The organism is Laceyella tengchongensis, assembly GCF_900182735.1.
GTDB lineage: Bacteria > Bacillota > Bacilli > Thermoactinomycetales > Thermoactinomycetaceae > Laceyella > Laceyella tengchongensis.
Genome location: NZ_FXTU01000002.1, coordinates 655,045 through 672,146, shown reverse-complemented (window position 1 = coordinate 672,146; position 17,102 = coordinate 655,045). Strand labels below are relative to the sequence as shown.

Genomic DNA, 17,102 nt, shown 5'->3' with positions numbered 1-17,102 from the left:
CGTTTAGCTGACGGATACGAATCGGTCGAGGGCTTATCCTACTTCATCTCTTCATCTTGCAACACGCTTTATTCCATTCTAATTTTCAGGGTGTGGTTCACACCTTGAACAACAACATAACGTCTGGTGATGATGGCGGAGGGGACCCACCCGTTCCCATACCGAACACGGAAGTTAAGCCCTCCAGCGCCGATGGTACTTGGGCTTAAGCCCTGGGAGAGTAGGTCGTTGCCAGGCCACCAAACCCCACTTCAGAATGAAGTGGGGTTTTTGCTTTGCAAGTTGCCTCATATGGTATGCCAACGGCCAGTAGACAGAGATGTTTAGGAACTGATTCTTTATCCTTGCTTTGAACAAGGAAGCGGAGCAAAGCTCCATGTCACATGAGTGAGATGAACTTGGATTTGTTCCGTTGTCCACTTCTTGTATGATGATTAGCTAAAAGTATCCAACCGTTATCTTGAAACAATATAGGCTGTTGGATACGGCAGACAAAATTGTGGAGCTAAATGATTAGACGAAAAAGACAATTTTTGTTGTGGCGGAAGCCCACCAGTTCAGCCGAGACAATATATATGAGTTATATGATGCAATTAGGAGTCGCACCCGGCCGGTGGTGTTTTTGGTGGTGCAACGGGGATCGAAAAACGAGTTGAAAAATATAGACCACAAAAAAAGATTGTATACCACTATCCTAAATCTAACGAAACCAATGAATTCTTGAACGAATACAGCAGACATCTTGAGCGATATGATGATCAGGAGTTAAAGCACAAGAAAAAATGAACTAGAACAAATCAGGCATTCGAATTCTCCGGCGTTGCGGAATCCATTTTATATCGGATTGGTTACGTTTGAGGAGGATTTCCTGGGACTGTCCGATTATATTGAAAAGTTTATCAGCACAATTCGGACAGAAGAGCAAAAGAAAATTCTCATATATATCGCCTTGTGCTATCACTTTGAACAAAAAAGCCTTCCGGCCAATTTGTTTGCAATCCTCCTTAATAAAGCTGGAACTGATAAAGTGTCAGAATGGGATAAAATTGATTTGAAAAAGCACTTCAATTTCAATCTGGAGTTATTGTTGATTAAGGAGAAATACGGCAAATTTACGCATTGGTGGCCTCGTCACTATTTGTATGCAGAAGAGCTGTTGCGTTAATTGTTAGGCAAAAAAGAGGAAGTGGATAATTTTACGTACAGAAGCATTTTGGCTCAATAGTCGCTTGCTTTTTTGGGAGACACGTTTTCTGAGTATGGAGAGCAGCCAGAGTATATCATGGAAATTTTGTTCGACTTGTTCATCTGCCGAAACAATAAAGAGATGGGAGAAGAGAAGTTGGCTCGATTAATGACCGAGATCGAAGATGTCAAGTGGCAAGGGGATATTCTACGTAAATTGGTTCACTTATATCCGGAAGAACCGCATTTTCCGGCACATTTGGCACGGTATTATCTATATATGGGCAAGAATCTCGATGAAGCGAACAATGCGGCAGATAAGGCGATTGAAACATCGGAGCGGCAAGGTAAAGTGGACTCCCTGCTTTATCACATCAAAGGATTGTGCATACGAGAGCAGTTAAAAGATAAGCTAAATGCACTAAAAGCGAAGTACACAAAGCAGCCCAAGCTTCTTTCCGGGGAAGAGTTGGAGGAAGTAAAAGTGTTGCGAACCATGCGGGGAGTTGGTTTAAACGGTCCCGTGATCACAACAACTTGTTGCATGAGTCCATCTCCTATGTTGAGATGATCATACACATGATTGAAGATGTGGTTAAAATCTCAGGACTCACACATGCAGAATTTTTTAAGCGCCCAAGTAACCAGTGGGTTTTGGCTTGTCTGGATTTGGTGGAGGGCCTTTTGGAAAGCGTGAAACAAACACATATTGAAGAGGAAAGCAACACCTATATCACGCATTGTGAAAATGATTGAAAGAAACTGTACATGGATTTGAACATCGTGATACAAAACTTGAACAACTTATTGTAGTCGATCTCTAACAAACCGATGATCCGTCTGCAAATCGTTCGCTTTGCAGACAGAAATTTAAGGATTTCAGCAAAATCGGCACAAAAAATCTCAATTATATCATGAATTGCTGAAAGACAATCTCATGGAAGAGCCGGACAATGAGAAAAACATTTATTTATGGTTCCAAGTGGCACGCCATCATCCCAATGTGACTCTCGATGATGCGATTGAATATTTGTCCGCTTGGAGTAGCAGAACCAATCAGGTGCAGGCCCTTTATTATCATTATGTCCTCATGGTATTGAAAGGGATGGAAGGATATGAGTTTGAGAAAAGCAGGGCAAAGAGATTAATTGAAGCTTGTGCCAAAGAAGCGGAGAAGTCCCCCTACAAGACTTTTTGTTTTGAGTGGTTTGGAGTAGGAGAGGGATTGCAGTCATTGGTTCATCATCGGATGGTTGATGAAGCTGGTGGAAACCCGTTGCGGACAGTAAGAGGGATCGTGACGGAGTATAAGCATCCCGGCAATGGAAAAATCGAGGTCAATGGATTTGAGGTGTTTTTCAAGCCAGGGCAAGCAAAAGGAATTACAAAGGATTCTCTCAACAAAGAGGTTGAGTTGCAATTTGGATTTAGTTACGACGGGCTTCGGGCCAAGAGTAAAAGTGTCAGGGCACTCGACTACCTTGAAGAAAACGTGCCAGCAGATGATAAGAAAACGGCTCACAAAAAGACGCAACAAGCGCAAGAAGAGACCGCTTTTGAACTTGCTTACAAAAAAGCGAGTTCCAGCCAAAAAGAAAGGACATAAAGGAAAAAGCTGCCAGCAGGTGGCTTTTTTTATCAAAATGACCTCATCCCGCCACATGGAATGAAGGGGGGCTTGGGGAAAATTTATAAAAAGGGGGTTTGCGATGGAAGGAAAATGAAAAGAATGAAGAGAGAGGGAATATCTGCTTCCTGATGAATAAACTAACATTAAGATGCGGGTTGGAGGGATTTGATGGAACCAACGCAAATTCAAACCAATTTGGAAAGAATGCCACAGCGGAACAAAGAAGCGCAGATTGCATTGGTGTTGGGAATTGTCGGCTTTTTTTCAGCCTTTGTGTTTGCGCTGGCCGGGATTGTGTGCGGAGTGGTCGGATTGGTGCTGGGGCTGAGGGGTAGAAGATCAGAAAAAGGGAACTTGGCGAGCGTGGGGATGATGTTAAGCGGATTGGCGATTGGGTTCAGTTTTATTCATGCGCTGTTAAAAGCGGTGTTGATGACCGCACTCCCATAACGCAGATAGCAATCGGTTGCGGAAAAGGAAAGTCAAATCATATCTTCGGTAGATGGCGGAGCATGGGGTTGACCAGTGAGAGAAAATCCAAGCGTGCGGGGTGGCAACCAAATAAATTCAGAATAGAATTAAATTAAAATTCCCGTTGACAACATGAATGAACCAGTGTAATATATATTTTGTCAGCGAGATGAGCTGACGAAAACGAAAATTTAACTTCACAACACGGAGAGATGTCCGAGCTGGCCGAAGGAGCACGATTGGAAATCGTGTAGGCGGGCAAAACTCGCCTCGAGGGTTCGAATCCCTCTCTCTCCGCCATTTTTGACAAAAACGATTGTCTATGTTATAATAAAAGAATGTGGCTCGGTAGCTCAGTCGGTAGAGCAGAGGACTGAAAATCCTCGTGTCGGCGGTTCGATTCCGTCCCGAGCCACCACGCTGGTGTAGCTCAATTGGTAGAGCAACTGACTTGTAATCAGTAGGTTGGGGGTTCAAGTCCTCTCACCAGCACCATACAGGGGCGTAGTTTAGTGGTAGAACAGAGGTCTCCAAAACCTCCAGTGTGGGTTCGATTCCTACCGCCCCTGCCAATTATCATGGCGGCATAGCCAAGTGGTAAGGCAGAGGTCTGCAAAACCTTTACCCCCGGTTCGAGTCCGGGTGCCGCCTCCATATGAAGTTTGCGGACGTGGCGGAATTGGCAGACGCGCAAGATTCAGGTTCTTGTGGCCGCAAGGCTGTGGGGGTTCAAGTCCCTTCGTCCGCACCAATCGCATATGTGCCCTTAGCTCAGCTGGATAGAGCGTCTGACTACGGATCAGAAGGTCGGGAGTTCGAATCTTCCAGGGCACGCCATATAAAAAGTAGCCGGCTTTGAAAAAAGTCAGCTACTTTTTTTATTGGCTTCAATTGGTTAAATCTCGCAATATTTCTGCCAACTTTTTTTTAGTAGATTTTGTCGCTTCGCAGGCCAGCTCGCATGTGGGCGTATTTTGCTGTGGTTTTTCCTTCTGTACAACGGTTGAAGGTTTATTATGTATGTCTGAACTTGGTGAAGGGTTTTTTTCATATGAAGGCGTCGCGCTGGCCACTACATTTGAGGAGGCGTGAAAAATGTTAAGCGGATCCCGGTTGTCGTCATTCCCGATGTGTGAGGGTTTGTTCGGAGATTGGTTAGGGTGAGTCGCATCTGGGGTTGGGTTGGCATCTCCGTCAACCATGCCGGGAAGATGTTTTGCCGGGTCGTTGGGTTGATGGCCGTTGTCCGACGAATTCGCTTTTGTAGCGGTGGATGCGGACTGGCTTGACCTGTGCAGTTTTTGTTCCGTCTCTGGGGTAGGCCGTTTCGTTTGCTTGGCGGTGACTTCGTTGTTGTCAGTTGAAATAGAGCCAGTTGAGTTGGTGAAAATGGCGTAGGAAAAGACGGAACATGCAATGCCAGCACCAATCAGAGCGATGGTTTTTCGTTTGATTTGCGTGCTGTATTCTTCGGGAGACAGGTCGTCTGTGTCAAACTCAGGGGCGGGTAAATACGCTTTGTCCTTCAATGCTACAATCCCCCTTTATACTATGAAACTCGACTTAATGCTACTCTATTTTCCAATATTTGAATAGTAGACTAAAGTCCCGTTTTCGGTTGTGCCATAAAACGGAAACATTTTGGTAGCCAAAAGAAACAGGGGGATAGAAGTTTGCTGAACGATGTCGAGAGAGGCATCGTAAAAATAAGGTGCGGCTTTCTTGATTCAGCCCTGTGGCCGTTCAAGAAAACCGCCCAATTCTATTTTATATTAAAAGGTGCTGTCAATAATGCCCCCACCTAAACAAATTTCCTCATCATAGAAAACCACGGATTGCCCCGGGGTGACCGCCCGTTGCCGTTCGGCGAATTCTACGCGGAAAGTGCCGTCCGGTTGCGGAAGTACGCGCACCGGTTGGTCTTTTTGACGGTAGCGGAATTTAGCGGTGCATGTAAAAGGCTCGTTTGGAGTGTCGCCTTGGCCCAACCAATTGATATCGGTGGCGATGAGCCCACCGGAGTACAGTGCTTCATGGTCATGGCCTTGCGCCACATAGAGAATGTTCTTTTCAATGTCCTTTTTCACGACAAACCAGGGTTCCCCTGTTCCGCTTCCACCGATCCCCAATCCTTGACGTTGGCCCAACGTATAATACATCAAGCCGTCGTGCCGCCCTTTCACTTCCCCATCTAGGGTATGGATCTCTCCAGGTTGTGCAGGCAGATAGTGGCTGAGGAATTCGCGGAAATTTCGCTCGCCGATGAAACAGATGCCGGTGCTGTCTTTCTTTTTGGCTGTGGCCAAACCGACTTTTTGCGCGATCTCGCGCACCTCCTGTTTCTGCATGTGCCCAATGGGAAACATGGCCTGTAGCAATTGCGGTTTGTTGACGGCGTACAAGAAATAGGTTTGGTCTTTATTGGGGTCCGCGCCACGGGCTAGGTACTTTTCTCCGTTTTTCTCGATGATTTGTGCGTAATGGCCCGTTGCGATGAAATCGGCCCCTAGCTGTTTCGCTTTGTTTAAGAACTCGCCAAACTTGATTTCCCGGTTGCACATGATGTCCGGATTGGGGGTTCTGCCTTTTTTGTATTCATCAAGGAAATACTGAAACACTTTTTGTTCATATTCCTTTTCGAAGTTGACAGAGTAATAGGGAATGCCAATCTGTGCGCAAACGCGACGCACATCTTCGAAGTCCTCCGTGGCTGTGCAATGGCCGAATTCATCGGTGTCATCCCAGTTTTTCATAAACAGCCCGATAACCTCATAGCCTTGCTCTTTTAGCAACCAGGCGGTCACGGACGAGTCCACGCCGCCGGACATGCCGACCACCACGCGTATATGTTTCTTGCTCATTTGCATCACTTCCAGTGTTCGGTTTCATACCCTTGTTTCGATGGCATGTCTTCATTATAATCGAAACCAAATGTTTTCAACAAATCCGTAGGCAAACGATCTGATTGATTAGAGATTGGTGGATGTGCAAATATGGACCAAAAACAATTGTTGCAGAGCAGGCTCACTTCGACACAAATTTTGGTGCTCGGGTTTGCTGTGACGATTTTGATCGGGGCGTGCTTGTTATCTTTGCCGGTGGCCACAGAATCCGGACAGGGATTGCCTTTTATTGACGCATTGTTTACAGCCACCTCGGCTGTATGCGTGACTGGGCTAGTGGTGGTTGACACAGCTACAACGTTTAACACCTTTGGCGAAGTGGTCATCTTGTTGCTCATTCAAGTGGGCGGATTAGGTTTTATGACGTTCGGCACGTTTTTCGCATATCTTGTGGGCAAAAAAATCGGATTTCGGGAGCGGTTGGTGTTGCGGGAGACATTCAACCAGTTCAACATGCAAGGGGTAGTCAACCTCGTGTTGAAAGTTCTCAAAATTACCTTCATCATTGAAGGAATCGGATTTGTATTGTTGAGCGTGCGTTTCGTTCCCGAATTCGGATTGGAAAAAGGGCTTTATTTCTCCCTTTTTCATTCCATTTCTTCATTTAATAGTGCCGGGTTTGATCTGTTTGGGGAAAAGGAAGCGTTCAGTAGCATCACCCATTATGTTGAAGATCCGTGGATAAACCTGGTTGTTTCCTCCCTTGTTATTTTGGGAGGGATCGGGTTTGTCGTTATTTTAGAATTGCTTCATTATCGGAAGACCAAACGGATTAGTTTACATTCCAAGATTGTTTTGACCATGACGGGAATCTTGATCGTTATGGGTATGCTGGTGATTTTGGTGGTGGAATGGGCCAATCCCAAAACCTTGGGCGGGTTGTCGTTTCAAGGAAAAATCATGGCATCTTTTTTTCACTCTGTTACACCGAGATCAGGCGGCTATAACACACTTAGCTTGGGGGATATGTACTCAGCGACATTGTTTTTCACTGTATTGCTGATGTTTGTGGGGGCCTCCCCTAGTTCCACGGGCGGGGGAATCAAGACGACCACCTTGGCTACCATTCTGCTGTCGGTCTGGTCGATGATCCGTGGACGGGATGATGTCATCGCATATAAGCGCCGCATTCCCCACGGGTTGGTGTACAAAGCGCTTACTGTGACTGTGGCGGCGACCACGCTGGTCATCTTGGATACGATGCTGTTGACGATCACTGAGCAAACGGATCTGTTGACCGCTGGGTTTGAGACGGTTTCCGCGTTTGGCACAGTTGGTTTGACCATGGGATTAACCCCGACGCTGTCAGTGCCAGGTAAAGTGATCGTTCTGCTCACGATGTTTGCCGGTAGGTTAGGGCCGCTCACCATTGCTTTTGCTATCGCCCACAGTCAGAAACAACCGCCTTACCGTTATCCTGAAGATAGACCGTTGATCGGTTGACGAACGGGTTGGACAGGGGGTGCCAGTTGCCCACCCAGCATGGCAAGCGGTTGATCGGTCTTTGAAGTGGGCATGCTGGTAAGGAATGTGGTGTGACGGAGTTGGCTAAAAAATCGTACTAAGATTGTCGAAACGCCAGGCTTAAAAGCGGTTGTCAAAGCAAAGTGGTTCCAGTAAGCTATTTACAAGCGCAATGGCATAGAAATGAGTATCATGTAACCACTTTCAGTAAGGAGGGGCTTATGCGAATCACAAAAAAAGATTTCTTGCCATCGGCTCTCCTCTGCTGCAGTTTCCTCTTCTTAAGCGGTTGCGCCACCGTGATAGAAAAAATTCAGCATACGACTGGAAACCAAGTTGAAAAAGTAGAACAGCTGGCAGTAGACGATATTCAGAAGCAAGAGACGGAAGAGATGCCGAGACAAGAGGATACATCGGATTTGCCCAAGAGCCCGGCTCCACATACGGAGTTAAATGATATTTTAAACGATGAAGGAAAAGGGGAGTACGCCGGCGAGAAGTTCAACCGGGGTAAGGTGGTTCAAGCTTTGAACCAGATGCCCAAAGGATTGAGCGATGACAAGGCGTATGCCTATTTATTGGGTTTAGTGGGTGAGAACTACCGGAGCGATGTGGAACGCTTCAAAAATCTAGAGGAAGCCGATTATGAAGAGATGGTCGATGTTTGGGTGGCGGCGCGCCACAAATACCCCAAGCCGACACCTGCTTCCGCTTCCAAGGATAAGCCGTCTTCAGCGCTTACACCTGAACAGCCCAAGAAAATGAACATGTCCGTCATGCTTGACGCCAGCGGCAGCATGAAAAGTCAGTTGTCGAATCACAGCAAGAGCAAGATGGACAGTGCCAAACAGAGCATTGAGCAATTGGCCGCTGCCTTGCCTCCGAAGCGCTCCCTGTTGCAAGTGAAAGTATATGGCCATGAGGGAACCAGTGCGCAAAAGGACAAAGAGCGGTCATGCCGAAGTCAAGCTAAAATTTACGCCGGGGATAAATGGGACCGAGAAAAACTGCGTAAAGCGCTGAGCCAAATTCATCCGGCCGGATACAACCCATTGGCGCTGGCCATGGGTAGCAGTTCCAAAGACATGCAAAAAGGGGCCCCGGCTACCGTGGAAAACCATATACTCATCATCAGCGATGGGTTTGAGAATTGCGGCGGGGACCCGGTTCAAACGGCTAAACAGTTGCATCGCGAGTACATGGCCAACATTCATGTGATCGGTTTGGATGTGGAACCGGAAACGGAGCGGCAATTGCGGGAAGTGTCCACCGTTACGGGAGGCGCTTATCAAACAGTGACGGATGAAAAAGAATTGAAGCAGGCCGTAAAAGAACGGGTGCAGATGGTGAACCGACTGAACGATCCATGGCAGATCCGGGCACTCCAAACTGCGATCCATGCGCATCATCAAGACGAAAAAGAATTGACTAAACATAATCAGAAGATGAAGAAGAAAGTGGAAACTGAGCACCAGCGTTTGAATGAGGCCAATTTGTATATCAAGAAAGAAGGAAAAATTGACAAAAGGACATGGACGGAAATCGATACGTGGATTGACCAACGCTGGCAACAGCTTGAAACATTCACCGAAGATCGATATGGGGAAGTAGATTCCCTGTTGGATTCCGAGTTTCAAGAAGAGACACACCGCTTGATGAATGAATGGGAAAAAGATGGCGGCAAAAAGGAAGAGTTTCAGAATAAAGCCGTGCAGCTGTTAAAAGAGGATTTGCTGAAGAAAAAAGCGGAAGAGGCTGACGGTCTGACTGACCTGTCGAATCAGCAGAGCGAATGAGGTTGAATGTTATGTCAGAGTGTCCATTTGCGTTTGTGTATGATGAGCGTCTGGGATTAGCTCGACCCGTTCTTTATGTCGAATATGAAGAGCTTTCCCAAGAGAAGCAAGATGAATTTGAATTGAAATGCCAAGAGTGCTGTTCGTATATTCCAGAACGGATTAAGGAGATCGAGCAGGACTATTTGCAACGGTATGAAGCACTAGCAAATACGGAGGATGAAACGGAATTTTTGCGGTTGAACGACGAATTGAACGAGTTGTCCAAGCGCATCTGCGAATTGAATTTGCTGTATTTGCAAATAGAAGGAACCTATTTGTCTGCCAATGTGCATGCATAGATCAAAGGTTGGGGTGTGGAAACATATCCCAACCTTTTTTATTACTATAAGACTTTACCATACTAATGTATTAGTGTATCATCAAACAATAGTGAAACAATGTACAGAAAGAAGATGCGTTTTAGGAGTGGAGAAAATGAAACAGAAACAATTGGGCTTATTCTCTTTGATGGCGGCGGTCGTGGGGACCATCGTCGGCGGCGCCGCCTTCAATTTGCCAAGTGACATGGCGGCCGCAGCGGGAAGCGGTCCGGTCATCTTGGCTTGGGTGATCACCGGCTTGGGCATGTTAGCGCTGGCGATGGTTTTCCGAAATCTTTCTTTGCGGAAGCGGGAGTTGAGCGGAGGTATCTACAGCTATGCTAGGGCCGGATTTGGTCCGTTCATCGGTTTTAGTAGCGCTTGGGGTTATTGGATTGCATCAATTTTGGGGATTGTCGCGTTTGTGACGTTGTTTTTCCAGACACTCCGCTTTTTCTCTCCGTTGTTTGGCCAAGGGGATAATCTGCCATCCCTGGTGGGAGGGATTGCGTTTGTGTTGTTTTTCCATTGGTTGGTGGCACGTGGGATCAAGGAAGCAGCCATTATCAATATCATGACGACGGTGGCCAAGCTGATCCCGATCCTGATATTTTTAATCATTGTAGCGGCGGCATTTAAGCGCGACGTGTTCATGGCCGACTTATGGGGTTCGGGGAGCTTTTCTTGGCAGTCGGTCGGCCAACAAGTGAAAGACACGATGTTGGTCACTTTGTGGGCTTTCGTAGGAATTGAGGGTGCCATAGTCTTGTCGGGTCGGGCCAAACGAGCAAAGGACGTGGGCGTGGCGACCATTGTGGGATTGCTGGGCACTTTGGCGATTTATCTGCTGATTTCCGTACTGTCGACAGGGATCTTATCGCAAGCTGAGCTGGCTGCATTGCCGGAACCGTCCATGGCCTATGTATTGAAAGCGATCGTGGGGCCTTGGGGGGCGGTGTTGATTGTGATCGGCCTTCTGGTTTCCATCTCGGGGGGCATGCTCAGTTGGTATTTGGTGACGGTTGAGATTCCGTATGTGGCGGCGCAAGATGGCGTGTTTCCGGACCGATTTGCCCAGGTGAATCGTCAAGGTACACCGATGGTATCGCTGTGGTGGTCGACGGGAATCACTTTGCTCTTTACCGGTTTGGTGTACGTGTCGGCGTCCACTTATCAAAAAGTATATTCAATGGCCAGTGTTGCCATATTAATCCCATATCTATTGTCAGCCTTGTACCAAGTAAAATTGGCCTTGGTGGGGGAAACTTACCTAAAGGATGGACGGAGAACAAGAGATCTTTTGATCGGCGCGTTGGCTACAGGCTATTCGCTATGGACGCTTTATGCCGCTGGCCTGACTTATCTGTTGATGGTTTCCGTTGTGTACGCGGTGGGCATGGTGCTGTATCTCTGGGTGCGACGAGGGCAGGAGCAGAGCATGCGCAAGTGGGATTGGATTGTTGCCGGAATCATTGTGGTGGCGGCTTTGGTAGCACTGGGCGGCGGAATGGTGTAAATTGGTATATTAATTTTTTGTAAAGGCGAAATTAATATATGGTTAAATGTGCGTCCAAACTCTGTTCAATCCCATTTGTTAAGTCTATGATTATTTTTGGTTAAATAATGGTTAACTAGGAGGAATTGAACGTGCTGTTTAACCGCTCAAAAGACCGCCTTTTTTTCAAAATAATGGTCGATGCAACCACCAACATCGCGGAGGCCGTCCAGCTTTTCCGTGAAAATGTGGAGACGCTGGAAGAAAAGGAAGCCTATGCGGAACGCCTGAAAGAACTGGAAGACAAAGGGGACGATTACACACATCAGCTCATCAGAGAGTTGAATCAAACCTTTGTTACGCCATTAGACCATGAAGATATCCTCAAGCTGGCCTATACGCTGGATGACGTCATTGACGGCGTGGAAGCCTGCGCGGCTCGCTTTGTTTATATGCAGGTGGATAAAACCAATTCCTGCCTGATCAAGTTTGGAGAGATCTTGGAGAAGAGCGCCCGCCATCTCCATGATGCTTTCATCGCTTTGGAAAAGCGCGACTATGAGTTGATCCGCAAGATTTCCATCGAGATTAACTTGCTTGAGAATGAGGGCGACCGGTTGATGCGCGAAGGCATCATGGAGTTGTTTGCCGATCCGGTGGATGTGGTTCATCTCATCAAAATGAAAGAGATTTATGAGAAACTGGAAGATGTAACGGATGCTTTTGAAGATGTGATGGACATCATGGAAAGTGTGGTCATGAAGTATGCTTGATCCATTTTGGGTTTTAGTCGCCGTCGTCGCATTGGCCCTCGTGTTCGACTTCACCAATGGATGGCATGATACGGCTAACGCCATTGCCACTGTTGTGGGGACACGAACACTTTCTCCGGCGATGGCGATTCTGATGGCTGCCTTGCTCAACATAGCGGGGGCTTTTTTTTCGACGGAAGTGGCGAAAGCGATCGGGAAGGATATTGTCGATCCAAATCACGTGACATTGATTGTGCTACTGTCGGCGTTGTTGGCGGTCATCTTGTGGAATATCATTACGGTGATGCTGGGGTTGCCGACGAGTTCGTCCCATGCCTTGATCGGGAGCTTGATTGGCGCCGCCGTCGCTTATAAAGGTACTGCGATTCTGCAAACTCACGGTATCCTGATGATATTGGTCGCTTTGCTGATTTCACCGGTGTTGGGTGCGTTGGTTGGGGCTGGTCTCATTAAACTCATTCGTGCGTTATTCAGCAATATCCCTCGTTCCAAGGTGAAAAGAACGTTTAAGCCGTTGCAGATCTTTTCTTCCGCGTTCATGGCGTTCAGCCATGGTGCAGCCGACGCCCAAAAGGCGATGGGGATCATCGCGATGGCATTGGTTGCGTATGGCTCCCATACCGAGCTGTATGTGCCCGATTGGGTGAAGATCGCAGCCGGGCTCGCCATGGGTTTGGGTACAGCGATGGGCGGTCGGAAAATCATCCACACCATTGGCTCGCGTCTGAGTCGCTTGGAAACACCGCAAGGTTTTGCTGCTGAGACGGGAGCTGCGCTGTTGTTGGCGACAGTGGCGAAAATCGGAGTTCCGGTGAGCACCACTCACACCATCACGGGTGCCATCATGGGCGTGGGTGCTGCGGAACGGGTACGTAGTGTCCGCTGGAGTGTTGCTACCAAGATAGTGTATGCTTGGATTTTGACATTGCCGGTTACAGCATTGATGGGCTATGTGTTTTACACTATCTTTAAAGTATTAGAAGGATAAGATGACAAAGCTTGCGTTCCGTTTGTTAATTGGATGGGCGTAAGCTTTTTTCGTTTGTCAGGGGAGTTTTATGTGAACGGAAAGAAATACGAAAAAAACCAGTGGTTTCCCACTGGGTTTTTGATTGGCGTGCCCTGGAAGATTCGAACTCCCGACCTTCTGATCCGTAGTCAGACGCTCTATCCAGCTGAGCTAAGGGCACATATGTGATTGGTGCGGACGAAGGGACTTGAACCCCCACAGCCTTGCGGCCACAAGAACCTGAATCTTGCGCGTCTGCCAATTCCGCCACGTCCGCATGAATGGTAGTGGTGAAGACAGGTTTAAATATAACATCATCTTAGAGAGATTGCAATCATTTTTTTGCAACAAAATCATATTTTTAATATTCGACCCTTTTTTGATAAATTGGCATGGCTTTTTTATCCGGTTCGGGAACGTGGCGCAGGAGTGGCGCGGTGTTCCTGCTATTGATGGGTTGTTTGATTTTAAAAAAATTTGGTCGAATGTTTGGCCGCATGGTATAGTAAAAGCAGTCAAACTTCAATGAGCGGGGGGTTACCTACCCCTTACCTTGCAGGTGAACGCCTTAAGAGGGCGGCTTACTGGCTCCCCATTGCAGGGTGGGGAGGTTCGCAAAGAACATAGCAACGGTCTGTATACATCATCGCGGAAATAGAGACTGAACAAAAGCAGGAGGAATGACCGATGAGTGAGATTCGCTGGTTGGACGAAGTGGAAAAACGAAAAGAAGATTTATTAAAAGATCTGGACGGATTGCTTAGAATTGAAAGCGTACTCGATGAATCCACAGCGGGGGAGAAGGCTCCATTTGGGCAAAAAATTGCCGAGGCGTTGGAATATATGATGCGGTTGGGGGAGAAAGACGGGTTCATCACCAAAAATGTGGATGGGTATGCAGGTCACATCGAATACGGTGAAGGCGAAGAACTGATCGGTTTGATTTCCCATATCGATGTCGTTCCGGCGGGCGAAGGGTGGACTTCCCCTCCTTTCGAACCGGATGTGCGCGATGGCAAGCTTTATGCTCGCGGCGCAATCGATGACAAAGGGCCGACCATGGCCGCTTACTACGCCTTGAAAATCGTTAAAGAATTGGGCTTGCCCCTCTCAAAGCGCGTGCGGTTGATCATCGGTACTGACGAAGAATCGAAGTGGCGGGACATGAAGGCTTATTTTGCGCGTGAAGAGATGCCGACAATGGGATTTTCGCCGGATGCTGATTTTCCGATCATCGCCTCTGAAAAGGGGTTGTTGGATATTCTGCTCACTGGGAACGGACAGGGGCGACCAGTCGACGGGGATTATTGGACACTGGCTGAATTCAAGTCAGGCCAGCGGGTTAACATGGTTCCTGATCAAGCGGTGGTCAAATTGGTTGGTGAGGGCGATGTGTTCGAATTAAAAGAGAAAGTGCAAGACTTTCTGTTGACACATCGGATTCAAGGTTACGCGGAAGAAAACAACGATGGTGTGTCGATTGTGATCCAAGGGCAATCCCACCATGGTTCCGAACCGCATAAAGGGTTGAATGCTGCATTGGAAATGGCTCGCTTGCTGGGGCGCGTTCCGCTTGATCCATCGGGGCGGAACTTTGTTGACATGCTGAATGACCTGCTCGTTGACGGGTATTTTGGCGAGGGATTAGGTATTGCCCAAGAAGAGGAAGTCTTAGGCAAACTGACTGTAAATGCGGGCGTGTTTGAACATGTCCACGACGGGCGCCAGTCGCTCCGCATCAACGTCCGGTATCCGCTCAGGGGGGATTCTGAATCCATCTTGCGGACTATTACTGACAAAATGTCGGCCTATGGCTTCACCATCGACAATGTGGATCACAAACCGTTGCATCACGTAGAGCGCAATCATCCATTGATTCAAACGCTGGCCAAGGTCTACGAAGACCAGACAGGAGAAAAGGCCGAAATCCTGGCCATCGGCGGCGGCACGTTTGCACGGGCGCTCAAGACGGGAGTTGCTTTCGGCCCGTTGTTCCCAGACAGTGAAGAGACAGCCCATCAACGGGATGAACACATCCTGCTGGAAGATTTATGGCGGTCTACGGCAATATATGCCCAAGCAATTTACGAATTGGCGCGCTGATAACAAACCCCCCGGCCCATTTCAGGGTCGGGGGGTTGCGTTATTTGGCATGATACATTTTATAGATAAAGCTGTCTGGTGTGACGTCTGGAGGAAGAGGCCGCATCGTTTTCACCCGAATCTTGTTATTGAGGATCGTACGGTGAAGTGCTTCAAACTCCGTTTGCTTGTATAAAGGGGAGTTGTAACCGTTCAAGTCGATCATGGTGTTGTCTTTGAAATAGACCATGTATTTTAACCGCAAATGACGGTCGTCATTAAACGGCAACCGCTCGTAATCGTAATCCAGCACGACTTGGTCGATATCGCGCCAGCGTTTCACTTTGGCATCGTCCAAACTGAACAAGGTGTTATAGGCAATCCCTTTGGGAGTCACCAACAGATAGTTGTCAAAGGCCAATATGACCAACGGGCTGGCTACCAAATACAAGGAGGCGAAGACCAAAAAGGTTCGCCGCAGTTTCTGTGGGTGTTGCCGCATCCGGAAAAAAGCGATGACAAAGAAGACGACGCCACACAAGAACAAGAAGACAAACCCATAAGCGAATGGGGTGCCCATCAGGTAAACCTGATCGGGTTCTGCGTAATTTTCCAACTGATAATAGATGAAAGCAATCCACAGCAAGGTGGACACAATCAATCCGCCAGCTAGCCGAATAATCCAATTTATCATCGTCCGCAATGAAGTCGAGCCTCCAGATTGTTAGTGTTCTTGGGGAGATAAGGAACGCAGATAATGCATGACTTCTTTCAACTCGTCAACGAATCGGTCGATCAGTTCTAGGGTCGTGTCTTTGCCAAAGGTGATTCGCAAGCTTTGGAACGCGGTGTCCAAGCTTTTGCCCATGGCGAGTAACACATGTGAGGCGGCGTGCTTGCCAGCGCTGCAGGCGGAACCGCTTGACACGTAGATTTGTTTACGATTCAGTTCCAAGAGAATCGCTTGCCCCTCCACACCATGAAAACTTAAATTCAAGTTGTTGGGTAAGCGGTCGCTGGGGTGTCCGTTTAAATCCACATCGCCGATTTCCGACTGGATCCGCCGCCAGCAATGATCGCGTAGTGCGGTGAGGCGCGCCTGCTCATCAGCTACTTCCTGTGAGATAAGTTGGCAAGCTGCGCCGAATCCGACGATGGCCGGCGTGTTTAGTGTGCTGGCACGCATGCCGCGCTCCTGTCCGCCGCCGTGAAGCAGGGGTTCAATCCGCACCCCTTTTTTTATAAACAGGGCTCCAGCTCCTTTCGGTCCGTACACTTTGTGCGAACCGAGGGAAAGGAGATCGACGCCCAACTCGATGACAGAAAAAGGAACCTTGCCAAAGTATTGAACGGCGTCAGTATGAAACAATATAGGAGAATCCTTCAGTAATAGCCCAATTTCGCGGATGGGTTGTAGGGTTCCCACTTCATTGTTGGCAGCCATGACGCTAACGAGAATGGTGCGGTCGGTGAGCGCCTGTTTTAATTGATCCAGCTTCACCAACCCATTGGAATCCACCGGCACATAAGTAACTTCAAACCCTTCCCGTTCCAAAAAACGGCAGGCTTCCAAGACCGATGGATGTTCCACGGATGATGTGACAATATGGTTGCCGAAGGCTTTCCGTTTGCGGGCGGCGCCGATCAAGGCGAGATTGTTTGACTCGGTTCCGCTGCTGGTGAAAATGATTTCACGCGCAGTGGATGCCCCGATTGCTTGGGCTACCTGTTTTCGGGCCGTTTCAATTGCCTCGCGGCTTTGCTGGCCGAAATCATGGATGCTGCCGGAATTACCATAAGCTTGGCTAAAGAAAGGTAGCATTGCCTCTAGCGCATCGGGGCGCACAGGGCTGGTTGCCCCGTAATCAAGGTAAATCGGTTTCATTAGTTGTGCCTCCGCTCTTTCTTTCCTTTCTTCATTCATTATAACGG

General features: G+C 48.0%; 16 protein-coding genes, 9 tRNA genes and 1 rRNA gene. 20 read left to right on the top strand and 6 right to left on the bottom strand.

Annotation, left to right across the window (positions count from 1 at the left end; all coding sequences use genetic code 11):
• Positions 1 to 122 precede the first annotated feature (122 nt).
• The 13 genes from rrf to QQZ12_RS06950 all read left to right on the top strand — a co-directional run bounded on the left by rrf (position 123) and on the right by QQZ12_RS06950 (position 4,123).
• Positions 123 to 237 (top strand): 5S ribosomal RNA (gene rrf / locus QQZ12_RS07010).
• 583 nt (positions 238 to 820) lie between these two features.
• A complete protein-coding gene (locus QQZ12_RS07005; RefSeq protein ID WP_284724155.1) occupies positions 821 to 1,165 on the top strand; it encodes a hypothetical protein in 345 nt (114 codons plus the stop codon).
• Between the two features lie 117 nt (positions 1,166 to 1,282).
• Positions 1,283 to 1,756 (top strand): hypothetical protein, encoded by a 474-nt coding sequence (locus QQZ12_RS07000; protein WP_284724154.1) that lies wholly within the window; start codon positions 1,283 to 1,285, stop codon positions 1,754 to 1,756.
• An 8-nt stretch (positions 1,757 to 1,764) separates the two neighbouring features.
• The gene (locus tag QQZ12_RS06995; protein ID WP_189318886.1) at positions 1,765 to 1,941 is read left to right on the top strand and encodes a hypothetical protein; all 177 of its coding nucleotides are present in this window, start codon (positions 1,765 to 1,767) and stop codon (positions 1,939 to 1,941) included.
• Between the two features lie 181 nt (positions 1,942 to 2,122).
• Positions 2,123 to 2,791 (top strand): hypothetical protein, encoded by a 669-nt coding sequence (locus tag QQZ12_RS06990; protein WP_102993225.1) that lies wholly within the window; start codon positions 2,123 to 2,125, stop codon positions 2,789 to 2,791.
• 192 nt (positions 2,792 to 2,983) lie between these two features.
• On the top strand, positions 2,984 to 3,265 hold the full coding sequence (locus QQZ12_RS06985; protein ID WP_102993224.1) for a DUF4190 domain-containing protein: 282 nt from the start codon (positions 2,984 to 2,986) through the stop codon (positions 3,263 to 3,265).
• Between the two features lie 227 nt (positions 3,266 to 3,492).
• Positions 3,493 to 3,586, top strand: a tRNA-Ser gene (locus tag QQZ12_RS06980).
• A 42-nt stretch (positions 3,587 to 3,628) separates the two neighbouring features.
• Positions 3,629 to 3,704 (top strand) — tRNA-Phe (locus tag QQZ12_RS06975).
• Position 3,705: 1 nt separating this feature from the next.
• Positions 3,706 to 3,781, top strand: a tRNA-Thr gene (locus tag QQZ12_RS06970).
• A gap of 3 nt (positions 3,782 to 3,784) precedes the next feature.
• Positions 3,785 to 3,858, top strand: a tRNA-Trp gene (locus tag QQZ12_RS06965).
• An 8-nt stretch (positions 3,859 to 3,866) separates the two neighbouring features.
• Positions 3,867 to 3,940, top strand: a tRNA-Cys gene (locus QQZ12_RS06960).
• A gap of 10 nt (positions 3,941 to 3,950) precedes the next feature.
• Positions 3,951 to 4,037 (top strand) — tRNA-Leu (locus tag QQZ12_RS06955).
• A 9-nt stretch (positions 4,038 to 4,046) separates the two neighbouring features.
• Positions 4,047 to 4,123: transfer RNA gene (locus tag QQZ12_RS06950), tRNA-Arg, on the top strand.
• A 50-nt stretch (positions 4,124 to 4,173) separates the two neighbouring features.
• Here the strand turns inward: QQZ12_RS06950 and QQZ12_RS06945 are convergent.
• Together QQZ12_RS06945 and mnmA are read right to left on the bottom strand one after the other, a co-directional pair.
• Positions 4,174 to 4,815, bottom strand: coding sequence for a hypothetical protein (locus QQZ12_RS06945; RefSeq protein WP_284724153.1), 642 nt, complete (start codon positions 4,813 to 4,815; stop codon positions 4,174 to 4,176).
• Positions 4,816 to 5,058: 243 nt separating this feature from the next.
• Positions 5,059 to 6,153, bottom strand: coding sequence for a tRNA 2-thiouridine(34) synthase MnmA (gene mnmA, locus QQZ12_RS06940; RefSeq protein WP_223247970.1), 1,095 nt, complete (start codon positions 6,151 to 6,153; stop codon positions 5,059 to 5,061).
• Between the two features lie 126 nt (positions 6,154 to 6,279).
• Here mnmA and QQZ12_RS06935 point away from each other — a divergent pair, with 126 nt between their 5' ends.
• From QQZ12_RS06935 to QQZ12_RS06910, 6 genes are all read left to right on the top strand, one after another.
• Positions 6,280 to 7,632, top strand: a complete 1,353-nt coding sequence (locus QQZ12_RS06935; RefSeq protein ID WP_102993221.1) for a TrkH family potassium uptake protein — start codon at positions 6,280 to 6,282, stop codon at positions 7,630 to 7,632.
• A 242-nt stretch (positions 7,633 to 7,874) separates the two neighbouring features.
• Positions 7,875 to 9,449 (top strand): vWA domain-containing protein, encoded by a 1,575-nt coding sequence (locus QQZ12_RS06930; RefSeq protein WP_284724152.1) that lies wholly within the window; start codon positions 7,875 to 7,877, stop codon positions 9,447 to 9,449.
• 11 nt (positions 9,450 to 9,460) lie between these two features.
• Positions 9,461 to 9,790: a hypothetical protein gene (locus tag QQZ12_RS06925; RefSeq protein ID WP_102993219.1), complete on the top strand. Its 330-nt coding sequence runs from the start codon at positions 9,461 to 9,463 to the stop codon at positions 9,788 to 9,790.
• 136 nt (positions 9,791 to 9,926) lie between these two features.
• Positions 9,927 to 11,327: a basic amino acid/polyamine antiporter gene (locus tag QQZ12_RS06920; protein WP_154987996.1), complete on the top strand. Its 1,401-nt coding sequence runs from the start codon at positions 9,927 to 9,929 to the stop codon at positions 11,325 to 11,327.
• A 131-nt stretch (positions 11,328 to 11,458) separates the two neighbouring features.
• Positions 11,459 to 12,079, top strand: coding sequence for a DUF47 domain-containing protein (locus QQZ12_RS06915; RefSeq protein ID WP_054095908.1), 621 nt, complete (start codon positions 11,459 to 11,461; stop codon positions 12,077 to 12,079).
• On the top strand, positions 12,072 to 13,067 hold the full coding sequence (locus tag QQZ12_RS06910) for an inorganic phosphate transporter (protein WP_284724151.1): 996 nt from the start codon (positions 12,072 to 12,074) through the stop codon (positions 13,065 to 13,067). Before QQZ12_RS06915 ends, QQZ12_RS06910 begins: the two co-directional genes overlap by 8 nt.
• Before the next feature lie 125 nt (positions 13,068 to 13,192).
• Here QQZ12_RS06910 and QQZ12_RS06905 read toward each other — a convergent pair.
• Together QQZ12_RS06905 and QQZ12_RS06900 are read right to left on the bottom strand one after the other, a co-directional pair.
• Positions 13,193 to 13,269, bottom strand: a tRNA-Arg gene (locus tag QQZ12_RS06905).
• A gap of 9 nt (positions 13,270 to 13,278) precedes the next feature.
• Positions 13,279 to 13,365: transfer RNA gene (locus QQZ12_RS06900), tRNA-Leu, on the bottom strand.
• 410 nt (positions 13,366 to 13,775) lie between these two features.
• On the opposite strand from QQZ12_RS06900, the gene pepV reads away from it, so the two are divergent.
• The gene (gene pepV / locus QQZ12_RS06895; protein ID WP_284724150.1) at positions 13,776 to 15,191 is read left to right on the top strand and encodes a dipeptidase PepV; all 1,416 of its coding nucleotides are present in this window, start codon (positions 13,776 to 13,778) and stop codon (positions 15,189 to 15,191) included.
• A 40-nt stretch (positions 15,192 to 15,231) separates the two neighbouring features.
• On the opposite strand, the gene QQZ12_RS06890 is transcribed toward pepV, so the two are convergent.
• Together QQZ12_RS06890 and QQZ12_RS06885 are read right to left on the bottom strand one after the other, a co-directional pair.
• Entirely contained in the window at positions 15,232 to 15,873 is a 642-nt protein-coding gene (locus QQZ12_RS06890) for a hypothetical protein (RefSeq protein ID WP_154986833.1), read from the bottom strand.
• A 21-nt stretch (positions 15,874 to 15,894) separates the two neighbouring features.
• Positions 15,895 to 17,055 (bottom strand): cysteine desulfurase family protein, encoded by a 1,161-nt coding sequence (locus QQZ12_RS06885; RefSeq protein ID WP_284724149.1) that lies wholly within the window; start codon positions 17,053 to 17,055, stop codon positions 15,895 to 15,897.
• Positions 17,056 to 17,102: the final 47 nt, after the last annotated feature.